This is a genomic window from Pseudomonas rhodesiae, from assembly GCF_013285305.1.
GTDB classification, from domain to species: Bacteria; Pseudomonadota; Gammaproteobacteria; order Pseudomonadales; family Pseudomonadaceae; genus Aquipseudomonas; species Aquipseudomonas rhodesiae.
On record NZ_CP054205.1, the window covers coordinates 599,163 to 618,926 of the forward strand.

Annotated in this window: 17 protein-coding genes; 7 read left to right on the top strand and 10 right to left on the bottom strand. The window is 59.9% G+C overall.

Features of this window, described 5'->3' with window-relative positions; all coding sequences use genetic code 11:
* Nucleotide 1 precedes the first annotated feature (1 nt).
* The 3 genes from HRH33_RS02585 to gpmI all read right to left on the bottom strand — a co-directional run bounded on the left by HRH33_RS02585 (nt 2) and on the right by gpmI (nt 4,356).
* Entirely contained in the window at nt 2-1,318 is a 1,317-nt protein-coding gene (locus HRH33_RS02585) for a S41 family peptidase (RefSeq protein WP_034095441.1), read from the bottom strand.
* Nucleotides 1,319-1,349: 31 nt separating this feature from the next.
* On the bottom strand, nt 1,350-2,645 hold the full coding sequence (locus tag HRH33_RS02590; protein ID WP_034095442.1) for a murein hydrolase activator EnvC family protein: 1,296 nt from the start codon (nt 2,643-2,645) through the stop codon (nt 1,350-1,352).
* A gap of 184 nt (nt 2,646-2,829) precedes the next feature.
* Nucleotides 2,830-4,356: a 2,3-bisphosphoglycerate-independent phosphoglycerate mutase gene (gene gpmI / locus HRH33_RS02595; protein ID WP_034136536.1), complete on the bottom strand. Its 1,527-nt coding sequence runs from the start codon at nt 4,354-4,356 to the stop codon at nt 2,830-2,832.
* A gap of 151 nt (nt 4,357-4,507) precedes the next feature.
* On the opposite strand from gpmI, the gene HRH33_RS02600 reads away from it, so the two are divergent.
* From HRH33_RS02600 to secB, 3 genes are read left to right on the top strand one after another with little or no spacing between them, the layout of a single operon-like run.
* Nucleotides 4,508-4,921, top strand: a complete 414-nt coding sequence (locus HRH33_RS02600; RefSeq protein WP_034095444.1) for a rhodanese-like domain-containing protein — start codon at nt 4,508-4,510, stop codon at nt 4,919-4,921.
* 1 nt (nt 4,922) lies between these two features.
* Nucleotides 4,923-5,177, top strand: coding sequence for a glutaredoxin 3 (gene grxC / locus HRH33_RS02605; RefSeq protein ID WP_094065191.1), 255 nt, complete (start codon nt 4,923-4,925; stop codon nt 5,175-5,177).
* A gap of 42 nt (nt 5,178-5,219) precedes the next feature.
* Complete coding sequence (gene secB / locus HRH33_RS02610; protein WP_014716520.1) at nt 5,220-5,699, top strand: protein-export chaperone SecB; 480 nt, start codon at nt 5,220-5,222, stop codon at nt 5,697-5,699.
* 126 nt (nt 5,700-5,825) lie between these two features.
* Here secB and HRH33_RS02615 read toward each other — a convergent pair whose 3' ends face one another.
* Nucleotides 5,826-6,281 (bottom strand): tRNA (cytidine(34)-2'-O)-methyltransferase, encoded by a 456-nt coding sequence (locus tag HRH33_RS02615; RefSeq protein WP_167416725.1) that lies wholly within the window; start codon nt 6,279-6,281, stop codon nt 5,826-5,828.
* Between HRH33_RS02615 and HRH33_RS02620 the strand changes: the two genes are divergently transcribed.
* The gene (locus HRH33_RS02620) at nt 6,280-6,720 is read left to right on the top strand and encodes a hypothetical protein (RefSeq protein ID WP_034095447.1); all 441 of its coding nucleotides are present in this window, start codon (nt 6,280-6,282) and stop codon (nt 6,718-6,720) included. The two genes, HRH33_RS02615 and HRH33_RS02620, sit on opposite strands and share 2 nt — an antisense overlap.
* A 444-nt stretch (nt 6,721-7,164) precedes the next feature.
* Here HRH33_RS02620 and ntrC read toward each other — a convergent pair whose 3' ends face one another.
* From ntrC to glnA, 5 genes are all read right to left on the bottom strand, one after another.
* Complete coding sequence (ntrC, locus tag HRH33_RS02625; RefSeq protein WP_034095448.1) at nt 7,165-8,601, bottom strand: nitrogen regulation protein NR(I); 1,437 nt, start codon at nt 8,599-8,601, stop codon at nt 7,165-7,167.
* Nucleotides 8,598-9,683, bottom strand: a complete 1,086-nt coding sequence (gene glnL / locus HRH33_RS02630) for a nitrogen regulation protein NR(II) (protein WP_034095449.1) — start codon at nt 9,681-9,683, stop codon at nt 8,598-8,600. Before glnL ends, ntrC begins: the two co-directional genes overlap by 4 nt.
* A 290-nt stretch (nt 9,684-9,973) precedes the next feature.
* The gene (locus tag HRH33_RS02635; RefSeq protein WP_123479625.1) at nt 9,974-10,399 is read right to left on the bottom strand and encodes a cupin domain-containing protein; all 426 of its coding nucleotides are present in this window, start codon (nt 10,397-10,399) and stop codon (nt 9,974-9,976) included.
* Nucleotides 10,400-10,493: 94 nt separating this feature from the next.
* Nucleotides 10,494-11,039, bottom strand: coding sequence for a chorismate mutase (locus tag HRH33_RS02640; protein ID WP_167416726.1), 546 nt, complete (start codon nt 11,037-11,039; stop codon nt 10,494-10,496).
* Nucleotides 11,040-11,244: 205 nt separating this feature from the next.
* Nucleotides 11,245-12,651, bottom strand: a complete 1,407-nt coding sequence (glnA, locus tag HRH33_RS02645) for a type I glutamate--ammonia ligase (protein ID WP_034136542.1) — start codon at nt 12,649-12,651, stop codon at nt 11,245-11,247.
* Nucleotides 12,652-12,985: 334 nt separating this feature from the next.
* Here glnA and thiI point away from each other — a divergent pair, with 334 nt between their 5' ends.
* On the top strand, nt 12,986-14,440 hold the full coding sequence (thiI, locus tag HRH33_RS02650) for a tRNA uracil 4-sulfurtransferase ThiI (protein WP_034095453.1): 1,455 nt from the start codon (nt 12,986-12,988) through the stop codon (nt 14,438-14,440).
* 139 nt (nt 14,441-14,579) lie between these two features.
* Nucleotides 14,580-16,400 (top strand): translational GTPase TypA, encoded by a 1,821-nt coding sequence (gene typA, locus HRH33_RS02655; protein WP_016972267.1) that lies wholly within the window; start codon nt 14,580-14,582, stop codon nt 16,398-16,400.
* A gap of 193 nt (nt 16,401-16,593) precedes the next feature.
* Here typA and HRH33_RS02660 read toward each other — a convergent pair whose 3' ends face one another.
* A complete protein-coding gene (locus tag HRH33_RS02660) occupies nt 16,594-17,028 on the bottom strand; it encodes a YkgJ family cysteine cluster protein (protein ID WP_034095454.1) in 435 nt (144 codons plus the stop codon).
* A 236-nt stretch (nt 17,029-17,264) separates the two neighbouring features.
* Here HRH33_RS02660 and HRH33_RS02665 point away from each other — a divergent pair, with 236 nt between their 5' ends.
* A complete protein-coding gene (locus HRH33_RS02665) occupies nt 17,265-19,715 on the top strand; it encodes a glycogen/starch/alpha-glucan phosphorylase (protein WP_034095455.1) in 2,451 nt (816 codons plus the stop codon).
* Nucleotides 19,716-19,764 lie beyond the last annotated feature (49 nt).

The following is a 19,764-nucleotide window of genomic DNA, read 5'->3' on the forward strand; positions in this document are numbered from 1 at the left end:
ATCAACGGCTGCGCGTGATGCTCAAGCCCTTGAGCAGGCTCAGCGCCTGGGCCAGTTGGTAATCATCGTCCTGGGGCATCGGCTTGGCTTTGGCGCCGCTGCCGGTCGGCTGATCGGCGCCGCCGTTGCCATTGCCCAGGTGACCTTGCAGGTCGGCCTCTTTGTAATACTCGCTGTCGATCTCGTTGGTGATCTTGGCTTTGCGCACTTCGATGTCCGGCACGATGCCCTGGGCCTGGATCGAACGGCCGTTCGGCGTGTAGTACAGCGCGGTGGTGATCTTCAGGGCGCGCTCATTGTTCAGCGGCAGCACGGTCTGTACCGAGCCTTTGCCGAAGCTGGTGGTGCCCATCAGTACGCCGCGTTTCTGGTCTTGCAGAGCGCCGGCGACGATCTCCGAGGCCGAGGCACTGCCGCCGTTGATCAGTACGGCCAATGGCACGTTCTCGCTGAGGTCGTTACCGGTGGCCGAGAAGCGCAGCTCGGAGTTGGCGATACGGCCCTTGGTGTACACGATCAACCCTTTGGTGATGAAGTGGTCCACCACTTCCACCGCCGACTGCAAGACGCCGCCTGGGTTGTTGCGCAGGTCGAGCACAATGCCGTTGAGTTTCTTGCCGTTGTCCTTGCGCAGCTTGGCCAGGGCCTTGGCTACTTCGTCGCCGGTCTTGACTTGGAACTGGGTGATGCGGATGTAGCCGTAGCCCGACTCCAGCAACTGGCTCTTCACGCTCTTGACCGTGATGGTCGCGCGGGTCAGCGTCACGTCGAACGGGTTACCGCCGTCGCGCACCAGGGTCAGGGTGATTTTCTGGCCGATCTTGCCGCGCATCTTGTCGACGGCTTCGGTCATGCTCTGGCCGCGGGTCGGCTGACCGTTGATCTTGACGATAAAGTCGCCAGCCTGGATGCCGGCCTTGGAAGCAGGGGTGTCGTCGATCGGCGAGACCACTTTGATATTGCCGTCTTCGGAGCCGACCTCGATGCCCAGGCCACCGAATTCACCGCTGGTGCTCTCCTGCAGCTCGGCGAAATCTTCCGGGCCCAGGTAGGCGGAATGTGGGTCGAGGTTGCTGAGCATGCCCTTGATGGCATTTTCCAGCAGGGTCTTGTCGTCCACGGGTTCGACATAGGCTGCCTTGATCCGGTCCATGACCTCGGCGAACGTGCGCAGCTCATCCAGCGGCAACGGCGCCTTGGTGGTCGCGGCGGTGGCGGCGGGTGCAGCCGGAGCGGCCTGGTCGGCCAAAGCCAGAGGCGCGCCGATCACCAGAGCGATCGTCAGGGCCAGCGAAGTGAGGCGGGACAAATGCAGCATGTCGAACGAACTCCTAATGTAGATGCGACCCTTATCCTTGGGTTCTGCACCATTGTGCGGGATCGCTCGGGCGACCCTGCTGACGAATAGCGAAGTACAGCGCCGGGGTGTCCTGGCCGCCACTGTTACCGACAGTGGAGATGGACTCACCGGCTTTTACAACATCACCTGCCGACTTGAGTAATGTCTGATTGTGGCCGTAAAGGCTCAAATAGCCATTGCCATGGTCGAGAATCACCAACAAACCGGCGCCGCGCAACCAATCGGCAAACACCACGCGCCCGCCGTGTACGGCGTGGACCGGGCTGCCGGCGGCGGCGCTGATCATCACCCCGTCCCATTTGGCGCGGGTGTCATCGCCACGGGTTTCCCCAAAGCGTGCCAATAGTCGACCATCAACTGGCCATGGAAGTTTGCCTCGCGCCGAAGCAAAGGGGCCGCCGAAGGACTCGCCGGCGCTGGAAACCAGTGGCCCCGGCGCTGTATGTGCCGGTTTGCGCGGTGCCGGAGCGTCGGTGGTGGCCGCCAGTTCAGCTTCGCGCTGACGCTTTTTTTCCGCTTCCTGCTGGGCGATCAGCGCTTTTTGCCGCGCTTCTTCGGCCTCGCGCGCCTGGCGGGCCAGGGTCTCTTCGATGGTCTTTAGTACTTTGGCCAGGTCGGCCTGGTCCTGCTCGCGGGCCTGCAACTTGGCATCGCGGGCTTTTACGTCGTCGTTGAGCTTGGCCAGCGCCAGTTGGCGTTCCTTGCGAACCTTGTCCAGTTCGTCGCGCTGGGCATTGAGGCTGCTTTTCTGGTCCTCCAGCTGAGACTGCTGGTTGGCGATTTCCTGCTCCACGTTCACCAACTGGCGCAGGGTCTCGTTGAAGCTCTTCAATTGCTCCAGACGGGCCTTGCTCAGGTAATCGTAATAGGTAAGGGTGCGCGCGAATTTTTCCGGGTTTTGCTGGTTGAGCAGCAGCTTGAGGTACTCCTGGCGGCCGCTCTGGTAAGCGGCGCGGGCCTGGATCGCGATCAGGCGTTGCTGTTCAACGCGTGCGCTCTGGAGTTTTTTTTTCTCAGCGTCGAGTCGCTCCAGTTCCGACTCGCTCTTCTTTAGTTCTTTTTGCAACTCCTGGACTTGCTTCTCCAGCTTGCCCATTTCGGTTTCTGTACCGCGCAGGTCCTTTTGCACTCCGGATTTTTCTTCCTGGAGTTTGCCAAGCAGCTTCTTCAGCTCGGCAATGTCCTGACGCGTAGCGTCCAACTGTTGTTGGGTTTGTGCGCGCTCGTCGGCAAACGCCGGTTGGAGCAGGCAGACAAGAACAAGGGTAATCAAGGCGCGAAGCATAGAGGCGGGCGACACCAGGGGAAAGGGACGGCCTAGTATGCCCGCCAAGCGCTGCAAAAAAAACGCCCAATTCGGGCAAGCGGACAAGATAGGCGCCGAGTGGCGGTGGTATGGCAAAAAGATATCTGCCAAACACTTATAAGCCAGTGTGGGAGGGGCAAGCCCTCTCACACTGTTGTTTGGATCAGACCAGGATTGAGGTGCCAGTCATCTCTTTGGGCTTCTCCAGCCCCATCAGCATCAGCATGGTCGGTGCCACATCCGCCAGCACGCCGCCTTTACGCACTTTGAAATCGCGCTTGCCGACGTAGATGAACGGCACGGGCTCGGTGGTGTGGGCGGTGTGAGCCTGGCCGGTGGATTCGTCGGACATCTGCTCGCAGTTGCCGTGGTCCGCCGTGATCAGCGCTTCGCCGCCGACTTTTTCCAGGGCGTCGACGATGCGGCCGACGCAGGTATCCAGGCATTCCACCGCCTTGGTTGCGGCTTCCAGGTTGCCGCTATGGCCGACCATGTCCCCGTTGGCGTAGTTGACCACGATCACGTCGTAACGCTGGTGGTCGATGGCGTCGACGATTTTGTCGGTGACTTCCGGTGCGCTCATTTCCGGCTGCAGGTCGTAGGTGGCGACTTTCGGCGATGGAATCAGGATGCGCTCTTCGCCTGGGAACGGTTCTTCACGACCGCCGGAGAAGAAGAAGGTCACGTGAGCGTATTTCTCGGTTTCAGCGATACGCAGTTGGGTCTTGCCGTTTTTCGCCAGGTAGTCGCCCAGCACGTTGTCCAGGCTGCCCGGCGCGAAAGCTGCGGGGGCGGGAATGCTGGCGGCGTATTGGGTCAGGCCGACGTATTGCACTTTCGGCTGGCGGGCCCGTTCGAATTCCTTGAAGTCGTCTTCAACGAATACGCGGCTCAGCTCGCGGGCACGGTCGGCACGGAAGTTCATGAACACCACGGCATCGCCGTCTTCGACTTTGACCGGCTCGCCGATGGTGGTGGCCTTGACGAACTCATCGCTCTCGCCGCGGGCGTAGGCGGCTTCGAGACCTTCCTGGGCGGTGGCGGCGTTGAACTCGGCCTGGCCGTCGACGATCAGGTTGTAGGCTTGGGAGACGCGGTCCCAGCGATTGTCGCGGTCCATGGCGAAGTAACGGCCGATCAGACTGGCGATGCGGCCCTTGCCCAGAGCGGTGAAGGTGGCATCCAGCAGTTCGATGGACGATTGCGCGCTTTTAGGCGGTGTGTCGCGACCGTCGAGGAAGGCGTGCAGGTAAATCTTTTCGGCGCCGCGCTTGAAGGCCAGTTCGGCCATGGCCACCAAATGGTCCTGATGGCTGTGCACGCCGCCGTCGGACAGCAGGCCCATGAAGTGCACGGCCTTGCCGGCCGCGACTGCTTTATCCACCGCCGCGCAGATGGTCGGGTTCTCGAAGAACTCGCCATCGCGGATCGCTTTGGTCACGCGAGTGAAGTCCTGATAGACCACTCGTCCGGCGCCGAGATTCATGTGGCCGACTTCCGAGTTGCCCATCTGGCCGTCCGGCAGGCCCACGTCCATGCCCGAACCGGAGATCAGGCCGTTGGGTACGCTGGCCGTGAGGCGGTCGAGGACGGGCTTGTTAGCCGCGTATACGGCGTTGTCGTGGTGGCTTTCACTGTGTCCGAAGCCATCGAGAATTATCAGGACCAAAGGTTTAGGCGTGGTAGTCATAGATCCTCTCGCGGCGTTAATAAAGGAAGGCAATTGAAAAGGGAGTGGCAGTTTAAAGCGAAGTTCCGAGCACGTCACCGCTTTACGGGGGTTGGCCCCCCCTGGCGGCTGTGTATACTTACCGCCATTTTAACGCCCTGGAACCTCCTTGATGGTTGATCACCTGATTGCATTTGCCACTGCCCATTATCTGCTCGTGGGTGCCTTTGTCATTCTGCTGGCGCTGCTGATCGCTCATGAAATGAGCCGTGGTGGCCGCAGCCTGAGCACGTCGGAACTGACCGCACTGGTTAACAAGGATGAGGCCGTTGTGGTGGATATCCGCCCGGCCAAGGATTTCGCCACCGGCCATATCGTCGGCGCATTGAACATCCCCCAGGACAAGCTGATCGCCCGCCTGGCCGAGCTGGAAAAGCACAAGGCCAAGACCATCATCCTGGTCGACGCCCAGGGCCAGCACGCCGGTACCCATGCCCGCGAGATGCTCAAGAGCGGCTTCACCGCCGCCAAGCTCTCCGGTGGCATCAGCAGCTGGCGCGCCGATAACCTGCCGCTGGTGAAGTGATATGAGCCAGGTCGTCGTATATTCCAGCGATTGGTGCCCGTACTGCATGCGGGCCAAGGCCCTGCTTGAGAAGAAGGGCGTTGCGTTCGAAGAGATCAAGGTCGACGGCAAGCCCCAGGTGCGTGCCGAAATGGCCCAGAAAGCGGGGCGTACGTCCGTGCCGCAGATCTGGATCGGCACCCGGCACGTCGGTGGTTGCGATGACCTGTTTGCTTTGGAGCGCGCCGGTAAACTCGATGCGCTGCTGTCCGCCTGACTCCCAAACCCTTAAAGACCCCAAGATAGAGAAGGATCTGCGATGACTGATCAACAGAACACTGAAGCAGCAGAAGCCCAAGGCCCGCAATTCTCGCTGCAACGGATCTATGTGCGTGACCTGTCCTTCGAAGCGCCGAAAAGCCCGGCCATCTTCCGTCAGGAGTGGACCCCAAGCGTTGCCCTGGACCTGAACACCCGTCAGAAAGCCCTGGAAGGCGACTTCCACGAAGTGGTGCTGACCCTGTCGGTTACCGTCAAGAACGGCGAAGAAGTGGCCTTTATCGCTGAAGTGCAACAGGCCGGTATCTTCCTGATACAGGGCCTGGACGAAGCTTCCATGAGCCACACGTTGGGTGCGTTCTGCCCGAACATCCTGTTCCCGTACGCTCGCGAGACCCTGGACAGCCTGGTGACCCGTGGTTCGTTCCCCGCATTGATGCTGGCGCCGGTGAACTTCGATGCCCTGTACGCGCAAGAGCTGCAGCGTATGCAGCAGGAAGGCGCGCCGACGGTTCAGTAATCTGCAACCGACGCAGCACCCAATGTGGGAGGGGGCTTGCCCCCGATTGCGGTGGATCAGTCACACATAAGTTGACTGACACTTCGCCATCGGGGGGCAAGCCCCCTCTCACATTTGTTTTGTGTATTACTTGAAACCGAGTTGGCGCCAGCCTTCATAGACCGCCACGGCGACGGTATTGGACAGGTTCAGGCTGCGGCAGCCCTCGCGCATCGGCAGGCGCAGGCGATGGCCGTCGGGCAGGGCGTCGAGCACGTCGGCGGGCAAGCCACGGCTTTCCGGACCGAACAGAAACGCGTCGCCTTCGGCAAAACGGGCATCATGAAATGGGCGCGAGCCTTTGGTGGTAAACGCGAACAGCCGTGGATGGCCGAGGCTTTCCAGGCAACTGGCCAAATCGGCATGGCGCTTGAGGGTGGCGTACTCGTGGTAGTCCAGTCCCGCGCGACGCAGACGCTTGTCGTCCATGTCAAAGCCCAGGGGCTCGATCAAATGCAGGTGGCAGCCACTGTTGGCGCACAGCCTGATAACGTTGCCGGTATTCGGCGGAATTTCTGGTTGAAAAAGGATGACGTGAAACATGCACGGCTCCGAAGGCAAAGATGCGCTGCATTCTACCCCCGAAGAGGATCCAAGGCCGAAGCTATTGCCGAGGGTTATGGGGTCATTGGCGATTGTCGGCTTGATGGTGGGCCTGATGATCGGCCGCCTGACCATTCCCGACCCGGTTGAGTTGCAGCAGGTCGAAACGGCGCCGGACGGCGTGGTGGTGTGGTTCAACAGTGAGCCCCAACTGCACGGCGAACATATCGACGGCACCGTGGCGCTGTTATTCGACGCCCAGGGCAAGGCTGCCAGTGGGCAGCTCAAGGTCAACGATAAGGACGTGAATTGGCGCATTCGCAAGACCGATGGTGGCTTGCTGCTGAACCTGGTGGCGGCGCGGCCGTTGCGCGGAGAGTGGAAAGGCGCTGAGGTCGACGGCCGCTGGCGGCTGGAGATCCATCTCCAAGGGCAATAAAAGAGGGAGTTCCCGGCCTGCCTGTACCAGGGCTCCCAAAACGGGGTGAAGCCGTGAAGGCTTCGGTGTTAAAGAGGGGATTCTCGGCCTGCCTGTACCAAGGTCCCCGAAACTGGGTAGTACCAGGGTTATTGCAGGGCGCGTGCCAGAGTTTGCAAGTTTCGCCAAAAAATCATGCCGAAAAGCGCAAAGCCCCGGAATTCGGGGCTTTGGCGGTTTAAACTCAGCAGCGTTGCTTAGCGGTGGTGGTGTTCAGGCGCTCGTATCGGTGCCCGATGCCGGTTCATGGTGCATTGAATCGGTGCACGACCGTGAAGCTCTGTGACGGTCAAAATGTGAGAGGGGGCTTGCCCCCGATGGCGGTGTATCAGGCACAGAGGTTGTGACTGATCTACTGCTATCGGGGGCAAGCCCCCTGCACATTAGACCTCGGTAGATTGGAGATCAGGCGTCGTCGCCCTCGTCATCGTCACCGCCATCCACCTTCATGCCCAGTTCCTTGATCTTGCGCGTCAAGGTATTGCGCCCCCAACCCAGCAATACAGCGGCATCGCGGCGGCGACCGGCGGTGTGCTTGAGGGCGGTTTCGATCATGATCCGCTCGAAGGCCGGTACGGCGCTGTCCAGCAGGTTCGACTGGCCGCGTGCCAGGGCCTGGTCGGCCCACTGGCGCAAGGCCTGTTCCCAGTTGGTCACCGGCGCGGAGTCCTGCGGCAGGCTCAGCAGCTCCGGGGGCAAGTCGCTGATGTGCACTTCGCGCCCGGACGCCATCACCGTGATCCAACGGCAGGTGTTCTCCAATTGGCGCACGTTGCCGGGCCACGGCAGGTTCTTCAGGTATTCCTCGGTTTCGCTCTTGAGCAGCTTCGGCTCGACGGCCAGCTCCTGGGCGGCACGGCTGAGGAAGTGGCGGGCGAGGGTCGGGATGTCTTCGCGACGATCCGACATGCGTGGGATATGGATGCGGATCACATTGAGGCGGTGGAACAAGTCCTCACGGAATTTGCCCGCGTGCACAAGGGTTTCCAGGTTCTGGTGGGTGGCGGCGATGATTCGCACATCGACCTTCACCGGGGTATGCCCGCCGACGCGGTAAAACTCGCCATCGGCCAGCACGCGCAGTAAGCGGGTCTGGGTGTCGGCCGGCATGTCGCCGATCTCGTCGAGGAACAGGGTGCCGCCGTCGGCCTGTTCGAAGCGACCGCGACGCAGGTTGGCCGCGCCGGTGAAGGCGCCTTTTTCGTGGCCGAACAGTTCCGACTCCATCAAATCCTTGGGGATTGCCGCCATGTTCAAGGCGATAAACGGCGAGGCCGCCCGTGGGCTGTGACGATGCAGGGCGTGAGCCACCAGCTCTTTACCGGTACCCGATTCGCCGTTGATCAACACGGTGATGTTTGAGTGACTCAAGCGCCCGATAGCGCGAAACACTTCTTGCATCGCCGGCGCTTCGCCGATGATTTCCGGGGTGCGCGTCAGTGTCGGCGGCGCTTCCTGGTTCTGCTGTTCCTGGGCGTGCTGGTTGGCGCGCTTGACCAGCGCCACGGCCTCGTCCACATCGAAAGGCTTGGGCAGGTATTCAAACGCGCCGCCCTGATAAGACGCCACGGCGCTGTCCAGGTCGGAGTGGGCGGTCATGATGATCACCGGCAGGCGCGGGTGCTGCTCGCGAATCCGCGCCAACAGGTCGAGGCCGCTGGCGCCGGGCATGCGGATGTCGGAGATGATCACATCGGGTTGCTGGCGCGCCAGGCGGCTCATCACGCCGTCGGCGCTGTCAAAGCTCTGGGTGGTCATGCCTTCCTGTTGCAAGGCTTTCTCCAGGACCCAGCGGATAGAACGGTCGTCATCGACGATCCACACAGTTTCACTACGGCTCATGTCGATGGGGCTCCTTGTTCCAGTGGCAGAAAGATCGAGAACGTGGTGTGGCCGGGATGGCTCTCACATTCGATCAGGCCCTGGTGCTGGCTGATGATGTTCTGGGTGATGGACAGGCCCAGCCCGGTACCGTCCGGGCGGCCGCTGACCATGGGAAAGAAAATGGTTTCCTGCAGTTCCGCAGGAATGCCCGGGCCGTTGTCGATGATTTCGACTTTAGTCACCAGGCGATGGCGCACGTGACCAATAGTGAACTGACGCAGGGCGCGGGTACGCAGGCAGATGCGGCCCAGGCGCAGTTCGTTCTGACTGCTGATGGCCTGCATGGCGTTGCGCACAATATTGAGCACTGCCTGGATCATCTGCTCGCGGTCGATCAACACGTCGGGGATGCTTGGGTCGTAGTCGCGCACCAAGGTGATGCAGCCCTGGCTTTCGGCTTCGACCAGTTGGCAGACGCGCTCCAGCACTTCGTGCACGTTGGTCAGCGCCAGCGACGGCAACTTGTTGGAGCCGAGCATGCGATCCACCAGATTACGCAGGCGGTCGGCTTCTTCGATGATGACGTTGGTGTAGTCCTTGAGGTTCTCGTCCGGCAGCTCGCGGGCCAGTAACTGCGCCGCGCCACGGATTCCGCCGAGTGGGTTCTTGATCTCATGGGCCAGGCCGCGCACCAGCATCTTGCTGGTTTCCTGCTTGGACAGCTGCGCTTCCTCTTTGGTAATGCGCAGCAGGCGATCGCGGGGGTGTACTTCAAGCAGTAGCAGGGTGGCGCCGTTGCTCAAGATCGGGGTTACGGCGTAGTCGACGGTGAGGGTCTGGCCGGTAAGGGCGGTGAGCATCGCTTCGCGCTTGGTGAAGGGATGCGCCTGTTCAACTGCCTGGCGCAACGAACTCAAGGCCTCGGCCGACTCGGTGAACAATTCGCTGATGAACTGCCCATGGCTGCGCTGGCCGCTGATGGCCAGGAGCATTTCCGCCGCCGGGTTCATGTACTCAAGACGTAGATCGTCATTGAGCAGGATGGTCGCGGTGGTCAGGTTGTCGAGTAGCAAACGGTGCAGTGCATCGCTGATGGTCATCAGGACCTCTTTTGGAGCAAGGCGCGGGCTTGAGGCACACGCTGATACCAAGAAAATGCAAAAACCAAACCAAGGCTCCGAAAAGAAGCGCGCAGGCCCTGAAATAAGGGGTTTTGGCGCGAAACTGTGGCGTTCTGCCAGCTTTATCGTGAAGTTTCGAACCAAAATGGGTTGGCGGGTTGGGTAGGGTGCAACTTGTCGCACCAATATAGTGCGAAATGGTTGTGTTTGTTCAGCAAGTGCGAAGGCAGGATCGTTTGTGGCAAACGATCCTGCGTTGCGTAAGGCGGTCAGTGGGTTTGCGAAAGCGGTATACCGGGGCTACCGGCATAGAACACCAGCAGTTCGACCGGCGTGTCGCCCGTACTGCCGCGATGCTCGATGCCCACCATTTCGGCCAGCGTATCGCCTTGGCGCAATGTGCGGGTGGCACCGCTCTCACGGGCTTCGACCAGCAGTTCGCCGGAAAGGATATACGCCGCATTGGGAATGGGATGGGAGTGCCACGGCAATTGGGTATTGGCAGGGATGTTGAGACGTATCAGGGTCAACTGTGGAGCGCCCGAAGGGTAAGCCGTGTAAGGCGTGCCGTCCCATGACTCGCTGCTTTGCAGCAGTAACTCGGTTTTGATGGGGGCCGTATTCGGTTGTGGGGTGGTGCAGCCGAGCGCGGACAAGCACGCGGCTGCAGCGATCAAGCCGTGGAGGGAGTTCATGGGGCCATCCTGTGTGGTCAATGACCCGTCAGGCTAGGGTGAGCCCCCAATCGGAAGATGCCGGAAAGTGCCTAGGATGAGGTAGTCCACGTATTTATTTGCTGGCGGGTGCCTGGAGGCATAGCTCGCCAGTGGCGCGGGCTCTTGCTATCTGCATCAAGGGCTCGTGCAGCGGCTCGTGAATCGCCCTGGCCACCCATTGAGGGCATTGCGGGTTGTTGCGCTGTGGGGCGAAGTCGGCTAATTGCTGCAAGAGGCGTTTTTGCAACTGATCCAACTGCGGGCGGATTTTACCCACCAAGTCCGGGCGTGGCAGATCCGGGGCCTTGCCCATGAACTGCCAGTCGGACAAGCGCGTGTATTGCACGAGTTTGTTGGCCTCGATCTGCGCGGCGAAAAACTGCTCGGCAACGGCGGGGTCGAGTTTGTAGTTGGGCGCCTGGGCGGCGACGTTGGCGAGCACTTCCTGTTCGCGCTGTTTATCTTCTACCGGCTTTTTGCTGTCCCATTTGCTCAGCGCGACCTGGTCGGCGATGGCCAGGCGTTCGGTGATGCTGTTGAGTAAAGGTTCCAGGCTGGGCGGCGCAGCGCTGGCGCTGGCGCTGACCAATAACAAAGCGAACACAAGTCGACGTTTCAAGGCTGTTCTCCTTGTGGGAGGGGCTACACCCGATGGCAGAGTGTCAGCCAGCACCTGTATCAGCTGATCCACCGCTATCGGGAGCAAGCTCCCTCCCACCTTTTTGATTGGGTTTGCAGATACGGAGCTATGTAATTTCCGGGCAAAAAAAAGACCTCCCGAAGGAGGCCTTTTTCATCGCGCTACGTCAAGCAGCGCAACCGGATCAGCAGCTGTAGTACAGCTCGTATTCCAGTGGGTGTACGAAGGTGCGTACTTTGATTTCTTCTTCGCTTTTCAGGGCGATGTAGGCATCGATAAAGTCGTCGCTGAACACGCCGCCTTTGGTCAGGAACGCACGGCCCTTGTCCAGCTCTTCCAGGGCTTCTTTCAGGCTGCCGCACACTTGTGGGATCTCTTTGGCCTCTTCAGGCGGCAGGTCATACAAGTTTTTGTCGGCGGCGTCGCCAGGGTGGATCTTGTTCTGGATGCCGTCCAGGCCAGCCATCAGCAGGGCGGCAAAGCCCAGGTATGGGTTGGCTGCCGGATCCGGGAAGCGAGCTTCGATACGGCGAGCGCGAGGGCTGGACACGTAAGGAATACGGATCGAAGCCGAACGGTTGCGAGCCGAGTAGGCCAGCATTACCGGTGCTTCGAAACCTGGGACCAGACGCTTGTAGGAGTTGGTCGAAGGGTTGGTGAAGCCGTTCAGGGCCTTACCGTGCTTGATGATGCCGCCGATGAAGTACAGGGCGGTGTCGGACAGGCCGGCATAACCTTCGCCAGCGAAGGTGTTCTTGCCGTCTTTGGCGATGGACAGGTGAACGTGCATACCCGAACCGTTATCGCCGTACAGAGGCTTAGGCATGAAGGTAGCGGTACGGCCGTAAGCTACGGCAGTGTTGTGTACGCAGTATTTCAGGGTCTGAACTTCGTCAGCCTTGGCTACCAGGGTGTTGAACTTCACACCGATTTCGTTCTGGCCGGCAGTGGCCACTTCGTGGTGGTGCACTTCGATGACCAGGCCCATGTCTTCCATGGCGTTGCACATGGAGGTACGGATTTCGTGGTCGTGGTCGAATGGCGGAACTGGGAAGTAGCCACCTTTGATACCTGGACGGTGGCCATGGTTGCCGCCTTCCACGTCCTGGTCGGACATCCACGAACCTTGTTCGGAGTAGATTTTGAACATGGAGCCGGAGATGTCGGATTTGAACTTCACTTCGTCGAAGATGAAGAACTCTGGCTCCGGGCCTACGAATACGGTGTCACCGATACCGGTGGACTTGAGGTATTCCTCGGCACGCTTGGCGATCGCACGTGGGTCGCGGTCGTAGCCTTGCATGGTCGAAGGCTCGATTACGTCGCACACCAGGATCAGGGTCGGCTCTTCGGTGAATGGGTCCAGCACGGCAGTGCTGTCGTCCGGCATCAGGATCATGTCGGAGGCTTCGATGCCTTTCCAGCCAGCAATGGAGGAACCGTCGAACATTTTGCCTTCTTCGAAGAAAGCTTCATCCAGCGCGTCGCGAGCCGGCATGGTCACGTGGTGCTGAGTGCCTTTGGTGTCCGTGAAGCGCAGATCAATCCATTTAACGTCATGATCTTTGATGAGTTGAACCGACTTCGACATAGTGTCCTCCGGGTGGCTTCGGGCTGGGGTAGTGGAGTTAGCCCTTAGAATGTGGGTGATGCCGGCGCGGATACTCCGCCATGGCAACCTGCCTCACAAGAGAGCAAATTGCATGCCAGTGCGCCAACATGGGTTTTCTGTTCCAAAAACGCCCCTATAAAGGTGCATTGCGACAAAACCGCAAAAACAGCGCACCGCAATGTGGCGCAGCTCGTGTTAAACGCACTGCTTTAGTGCGTGGCGTTTGAGGTGCATATTAACTGGTTAAACCTTGAGCGATTTCCGCTATAATCCGCGCCCCCCTTTTTCGGCAGGCCCTGCGCGCGCTGTTTCCATGAAATTAATCGTTAAAGTCTTCCCCGAGATCACCATCAAAAGCCGACCGGTACGGACGCGTTTCATCCGTCAGTTGGCCAAGAACATCCGTGCCGTGCTCCGCGATCTGGACCCGGCTGTGGTGGTGAACGGCGTGTGGGACAACCTCGAACTGGAAACCCGTGTTACCGACCCCAAAGCCTTGAAGGATATGACCGAGCGCCTGAGCTGCATGCCGGGCATCGCGCATTTTCTGCAGGTGGACGAATACCCGCTCGGCGACTTCGACGACATCACCGAGAAGTGCAAACGGCACTACGGCAGCTCGCTGGAAGGCAAGATTTTTTCCGTGCGCTGCAAGCGTGCCGGCAAGCATCCCTTCAGCTCGATGGACGTCGAAAAATACGTCGGCAGCAAGCTGCGTCGCGAGTGCGGCGCCGCCGGAATCTCCCTGAAAGCGCCGCAAATTGAAGTGCGCATGGAAATTCGCGACCAACGGTTGTTTGTGATCCACAGCCAGCACAACAGCATCGGCGGCTACCCGCTGGGCGCCCTGGAACAGACCCTGGTATTGATGTCCGGCGGTTTCGATTCCACGGTGGCGGCCTACCAGATCATGCGCCGCGGCCTGATGAGCCACTTCTGCTTCTTTAACCTGGGCGGGCGTGCACATGAATTGGGCGTGATGGAAGTCGCGCACTATATCTGGAAGAAATACGGCAGCTCCCAGCGTGTGCTATTTGTGAGCGTGCCGTTCGAGGAAGTGCTGGGAGAAATTCTCGGCAAAGTCGATAACAGTCATATGGGCGTAGTATTGAAGCGTATGATGTTGCGCGCTGCGTCCCGAATTGCCGATCAATTGCAGATCGACGCGCTGGTGACCGGTGAAGCGATTTCCCAGGTGTCCAGCCAGACGCTGCCCAACCTGTCGATCATCGACTGCGTCACCGAGAAACTGGTGTTGCGTCCGCTGATCGCCAGTCACAAGCAGGACATCATCGACCTGGCAGAGCAAATCGGCACCGCCGACTTTGCCAAACATATGCCGGAGTACTGCGGGGTCATTTCGGTGAACCCCAAGACCCACGCCAAGCGTCACCGCGTGGAGCATGAAGAGAAAGAATTCGACATGGCGATTCTGGAGCGTGCGCTCGAGAACGCCAAACTGGTCCCGATCGATCGCGTGATCGACGAGTTGGGCCAGGATGTGCAGATCGAAGAAGTCAGCGAAGCCCTGGCCGGCCAGATCGTCATCGACATCCGTCACCCGGATGCCGCCGAGGACGAGCCGCTGGAGATTCCTGGCATCGACGTACAAACGCTGCCGTTCTATGCATTGAACGCGCGTTTCAAGGAACTGGATAACAGCCGTCAGTACCTGTTGTATTGCGACAAAGGCGTCATGAGTCGCCTGCATGCTCACCATTTGCTCAGTGAGGGGCATGCCAATGTGCGCGTTTATCGACCGAGCTAAGAGCCCGGGGCTGTTTGCCTGTGGCCTGCGTCACCGGCCCCCCGACTCTGCCGTCAAGCTGTAACGGCAAGGCCTGACTCTACTGTTAATCGCTGCCACGACCTGACAGCACACCGAATCCTCTGATCGAGATACACAAGTGATCGAAAATCTACGTAACATCGCCATCATTGCTCACGTTGACCATGGTAAGACCACCCTGGTAGACAAACTCCTGCGTCAATCCGGCACCCTGGAGCGCAACGAGCTCAACGACGAGCGCGTGATGGACTCCAACGACCAGGAAAAAGAGCGCGGTATTACCATCCTGGCGAAAAACACCGCCATCAACTGGAACGGCTACCACATCAACATCGTGGACACCCCGGGCCACGCCGACTTCGGCGGCGAAGTAGAACGCGTGATGTCGATGGTCGACTCCGTGCTGCTGCTGGTTGACGCTCAAGACGGCCCTATGCCGCAAACCCGTTTCGTGACCAAGAAGGCGTTCGAAGCCGGCCTGCGTCCGATCGTGTGCATCAACAAGGTTGACCGTCCAGGCGCGCGTCCGGACTGGGTTCTGGACCAGATCTTCGACCTGTTCGACAACCTGGGTGCCACCGAAGAACAGCTGGACTTCAAAGTCGTCTACGCCTCGGCCCTGAACGGCATTGCCGGTCTGGACCACAACGACATGGCCGAAGACATGACCCCGCTGTACCAGTCGATCGTCGACAACGTACCAGCACCGGCTGTTGACCGTGACGGCGCGTTCCAGATGCAGATCTCCGCACTGGACTACAACAGCTTCCTGGGTGTTATCGGCGTTGGCCGTATCGCTCGTGGTCGCGTCAAGCCGAACACCCCGGTTGTGGCTATCGGCGCCGACGGCAAGAAGCGCAACGGTCGTATCCTGAAGCTGATGGGTCACCACGGCCTGCACCGCATCGACGTCGAAGAAGCTGCAGCCGGCGACATCGTGTGCATCAGCGGTATGGACTCGCTGTTCATCTCCGACACCCTGTGCCACCCGGACACCGTAGAAGCGATGAAGCCGTTGACCGTCGACGAGCCAACCGTTTCCATGACCTTCCAGGTAAACGACTCGCCGTTCTGCGGTAAAGAAGGCAAGTTCGTGACCTCCCGTAACATCAAGGAGCGTCTGGACAAAGAGCTGCTGTACAACGTTGCACTGCGCGTTGAAGAAGGCGACTCGGCCGACAAGTTCAAGGTCTCCGGCCGTGGTGAGCTGCACCTCTCGGTACTGATCGAAACCATGCGTCGCGAAGGCTTCGAAATGGGTGTTGGTCGTCCGGAAGTGATCATCCGTCAGGTTGACGGCGTGAAGCAGGAACCGTTCGAAAACGTCACCATCGACACCCCTGAAGAATCCCAGGGCAAGGTCATGGAAGAGATGGGCCTGCGTAAGGGCGACCTGACAAACATGGTGCCGGATGGCAAAGGCCGTGTTCGTCTGGAGTACAACATCCCTGCTCGCGGTCTGATCGGTTTCCGTAACCAGTTCCTGACCCTGACCAACGGTGCTGGCATCCTGACCTCGATCTTCGATCGCTACGACACCATGAAGTCCGGCGACATGTCCGGCCGTCAGAACGGTGTTCTGGTTTCGGTTGAAACCGGCAAGGCGCTGACCTACTCCCTGGAAACCCTCCAGGCACGCGGCAAGCTGTTCGTTGAACACGGTCAAGAGATCTACAACGGTCAGATCGTTGGTCTGAACAGCCGTGACAACGACATGGGCGTCAACCCAACCAAAGGTAAGAAGCTCGACAACATGCGTGCTTCGGGTAAAGACGAAACCATCGCCCTGGTTCCACCTGTTCGCTTCACCCTGGAACAGGCCCTGGAATTCATCCAGGACGACGAGCTGTGCGAAGTCACGCCGAAGTCGATCCGCCTGCGTAAGAAGATCCTGGACGAAGGCGAGCGTACCCGCGCTGCCAAGAAAGCCAAGAACTGAGTTAACTCAGGCTGAATGAAAAACGCCCCCGGTCGAAAAGCCGGGGGCGTTTTTTTATGCCTGCAGATTTTGGGGTGGCTGTTCTAGCCTCATCGGGGGCAAGCCCCCTCCCACCTTTGAATGTGTTCACAGATCAAAATGTGGGAGGGGGCTTGCCCCCGATAGGGCCCTCAAGCCCCCCACAAAACCCGGATCAGAACTTATCGAGGGTCTTGAAGTTAGTCTCGCGCACCACTTCCTTGGGCTTATACGCGCAATACCCCGGCCGCGGCCCGATCTTCGGGTGGTTGCGGCAAGTGTCCGGGCGTTTGTCATAAATAGTGCAGAAGCGGGTTTTACGATCCAGGTACAGGCAGTCGTTGTTGCTCATGCGCTGCAGGGTAAAAATCTCGGATTTGTTGTTGTAGCGCTCGACGATGCCTTCCTTCTGCAACCGCTTGGCGATGTTCTTCGGCGGGTCGCCGCGTTCGAACTCATCGACGATACCAATGCGGATCAGGTCCTTGATCTTCACCTCAACCGGCAGCGTGCAGCAGCTGGACACGCAGCCGCCGCACATATGGCTGGAGTATTTCTGCCAGGTTTCGAGACGGTCGAGTTCCGCGGCGGCGATCAGTTGAGGCTTCATCAGGGTTCCAGGGTGGGGCGGTATCAGGGCGCGCGATCATACCGGGATTGGTGCTTTTTTGAACAATATTTTGCGGTTTTCGGCTAAAAGGCGGCGCGGCGCAGGATCGGGCACGGCCCCTGCATCTAATTCCGGCAACGGTGAATGAGTTAAAAAACTGCCGAACCAGAGCCTCTGCCGTCTGTCAGACCGACTAGGCTCTAGCAACTCCTTCAATCTCGCCCGAGGTCACACCGATGTCTCAGGAACCGCTTGCACGAGAAGCAGAGGTAGCCGCGTTTCGCGATGCTGTCTTGACCAAACTCACCTATGCGGTGGGCAAGGACCCCGATCATGCCTTCGACCACGACTGGTTCGAAGCCATTGCTCTGGCCGCCCGCGACCAAATGGTCGACCACTGGATGGATCACACCCGACGCATCTACCGTAAAGGCCAGAAGCGGGTGTACTACCTTTCCCTTGAATTCCTTATTGGCCGCCTGCTCTACGACAGCCTGAGCAACCTGGGCGTGCTGGAAATCGCCCGCGATGCGCTGGCCGAGCTGGGCGTCGACCTGGAGCGCATTCGTCTGCTGGAGCCCGACGCGGCCCTCGGCAACGGGGGCCTCGGCCGTCTGGCGGCGTGTTTTATGGAAAGCATGTCGACCTTGGGCATTGCCGGCCACGGTTATGGCATCCGCTATGAACACGGCCTGTTCCGCCAGGCCGTTGTCGACGGCTGGCAGCAAGAGCAGACCGAACGCTGGCTGGATTTCGGCAACCCTTGGGAATTCGAACGGGCAGAAGTGATTTACCCGATCGGTTTTGGCGGCAGCGTCGAAACATTGGCGGATGCCTCCGGCAAGATGATCCAGGTCTGGTCGCCCAACGAAACCGTACGCGCCGTGGCCTATGACACGCCGGTGGTCGGCTGGCGCGGCGCCAGCGTCAACACCCTGCGCCTGTGGCGTGCCCGCGCGGTGGAAGACTTGCACTTGGAGCGCTTCAACGCCGGTGACCACTTGGGTGCGGTGGCTGAAGTGGCCCGTGCCGAGAGCATCTCCCGCGTGCTGTACCCGGCCGACAGCACCGAAGCGGGGCAGGAACTGCGCCTGCGTCAGGAGTACTTCTTTGTTTCGGCCTCGCTGCAAGACCTGCTGCGTCGCCACAAGAACATGCACGGTTCGGTCTTGAGCCTGGGCGAACACGCCGCCATCCAGCTCAACGACACCCACCCGTCCATCGCCGTGGCGGAGTTGATGCGTCAATTGGTCGACTTGCACGATATTCCGTGGGAAGCCGCGTGGGACGTGACCGTCGAAACCCTGTCCTACACCAACCACACGTTGCTGCCCGAGGCCCTGGAAACCTGGCCTGTAGGCTTGATGGAACGCATGCTGCCCCGGCATATGCAGATCATCTACCTGATCAACGCCCAGCATATCGACTCGCTGCGCGCCAAGGGCATCCACGATTTCGACGTGTTGCGCGCCGTGTCGCTGATCGAAGAAGACAACGGCCGCCGCGTGCGCATGGGCAACCTGGCGTTCCTCGGGTCCCATAGCGTCAACGGCGTGTCCGGCCTGCACACCCAACTGATGCGCAGCACGGTGTTCTCCGAACTGCACAAGCTGTACCCGGAACGTATCAACAATAAAACCAACGGCATTACCTTCCGCCGCTGGCTATATCAGGCCAACCCCCAGCTCACCCAGATGCTGGTGGACGCGCTGGGTCCTGACATCCTCGACAACATGGAGACGCGCCTGGGCGAGCTGGAAACCTTCGCCGAGAAACAGGCGTTCCGCAAATCCTTCGCCGAGCAGCGTCTGCACAGCAAGCGTGCCCTGGCCGAGATCATCCACGAGCGCCTGGGCATTTCGGTAAACCCGGCGGCTATGTTCGACGTGCAGGTCAAGCGCATCCACGAATACAAACGCCAGTTGCTTAACCTGCTGCACACCGTGGCGCTGTACCAGGCGATCCGTGCCGAGCCGGAAACCGACTGGGTGCCGCGTGTGAAGATCTTCGCCGGCAAGGCTGCGGCGAGTTATCACCAGGCCAAGTTGATCATCAAGTTGACCAACGACATCGCCCGCACCGTCAACAACGACCCGACCGTGCGCGGCCTGCTCAAAGTGGTGTTTTTGCCTAACTACAACGTCAGCCTGGCCGAGAGCATCATCCCGGCGGCGGATTTGTCGGAGCAGATCTCCACGGCAGGCTTCGAAGCCTCGGGCACCAGCAACATGAAGTTCGGTCTCAACGGCGCGTTGACCATCGGCACCATGGACGGCGCCAACGTGGAAATGCACGAGCGCGTGGGCGCCGACCACATGTTTATCTTCGGCCTCAGCGCCCAGCAGGTGGAAGCACGCAAACACGCCGGTGAATTCCACGCCGGGCCGGACATCGCCGCGTCCCATCGCCTTAACGATGTGCTGCAAGCGATCCGGGGCGGGGTGTTCTCGCCTGACGATCCGGGCCGCTATGTGGGCTTGATCGACGGACTGATCGATTACGACCGCTTCCTGGTGTGCGCCGACTTCGATTCTTATTGGGAGGCCCAGGCCCGGGTCGAAGCGCATTGGCACGATTCCAAGGCATGGTGGCGTTCGGCGGTGCTCAATACCGCACGAATGGGGTGGTTCTCGTCGGACCGGACCATCCGCGAATACGCCACCGAGATCTGGAAAGCGCTCGACTAAACAGCGCAATTTGAAAGTGTGGGAGGGGGCTTACCCCCGATGGCAGTGT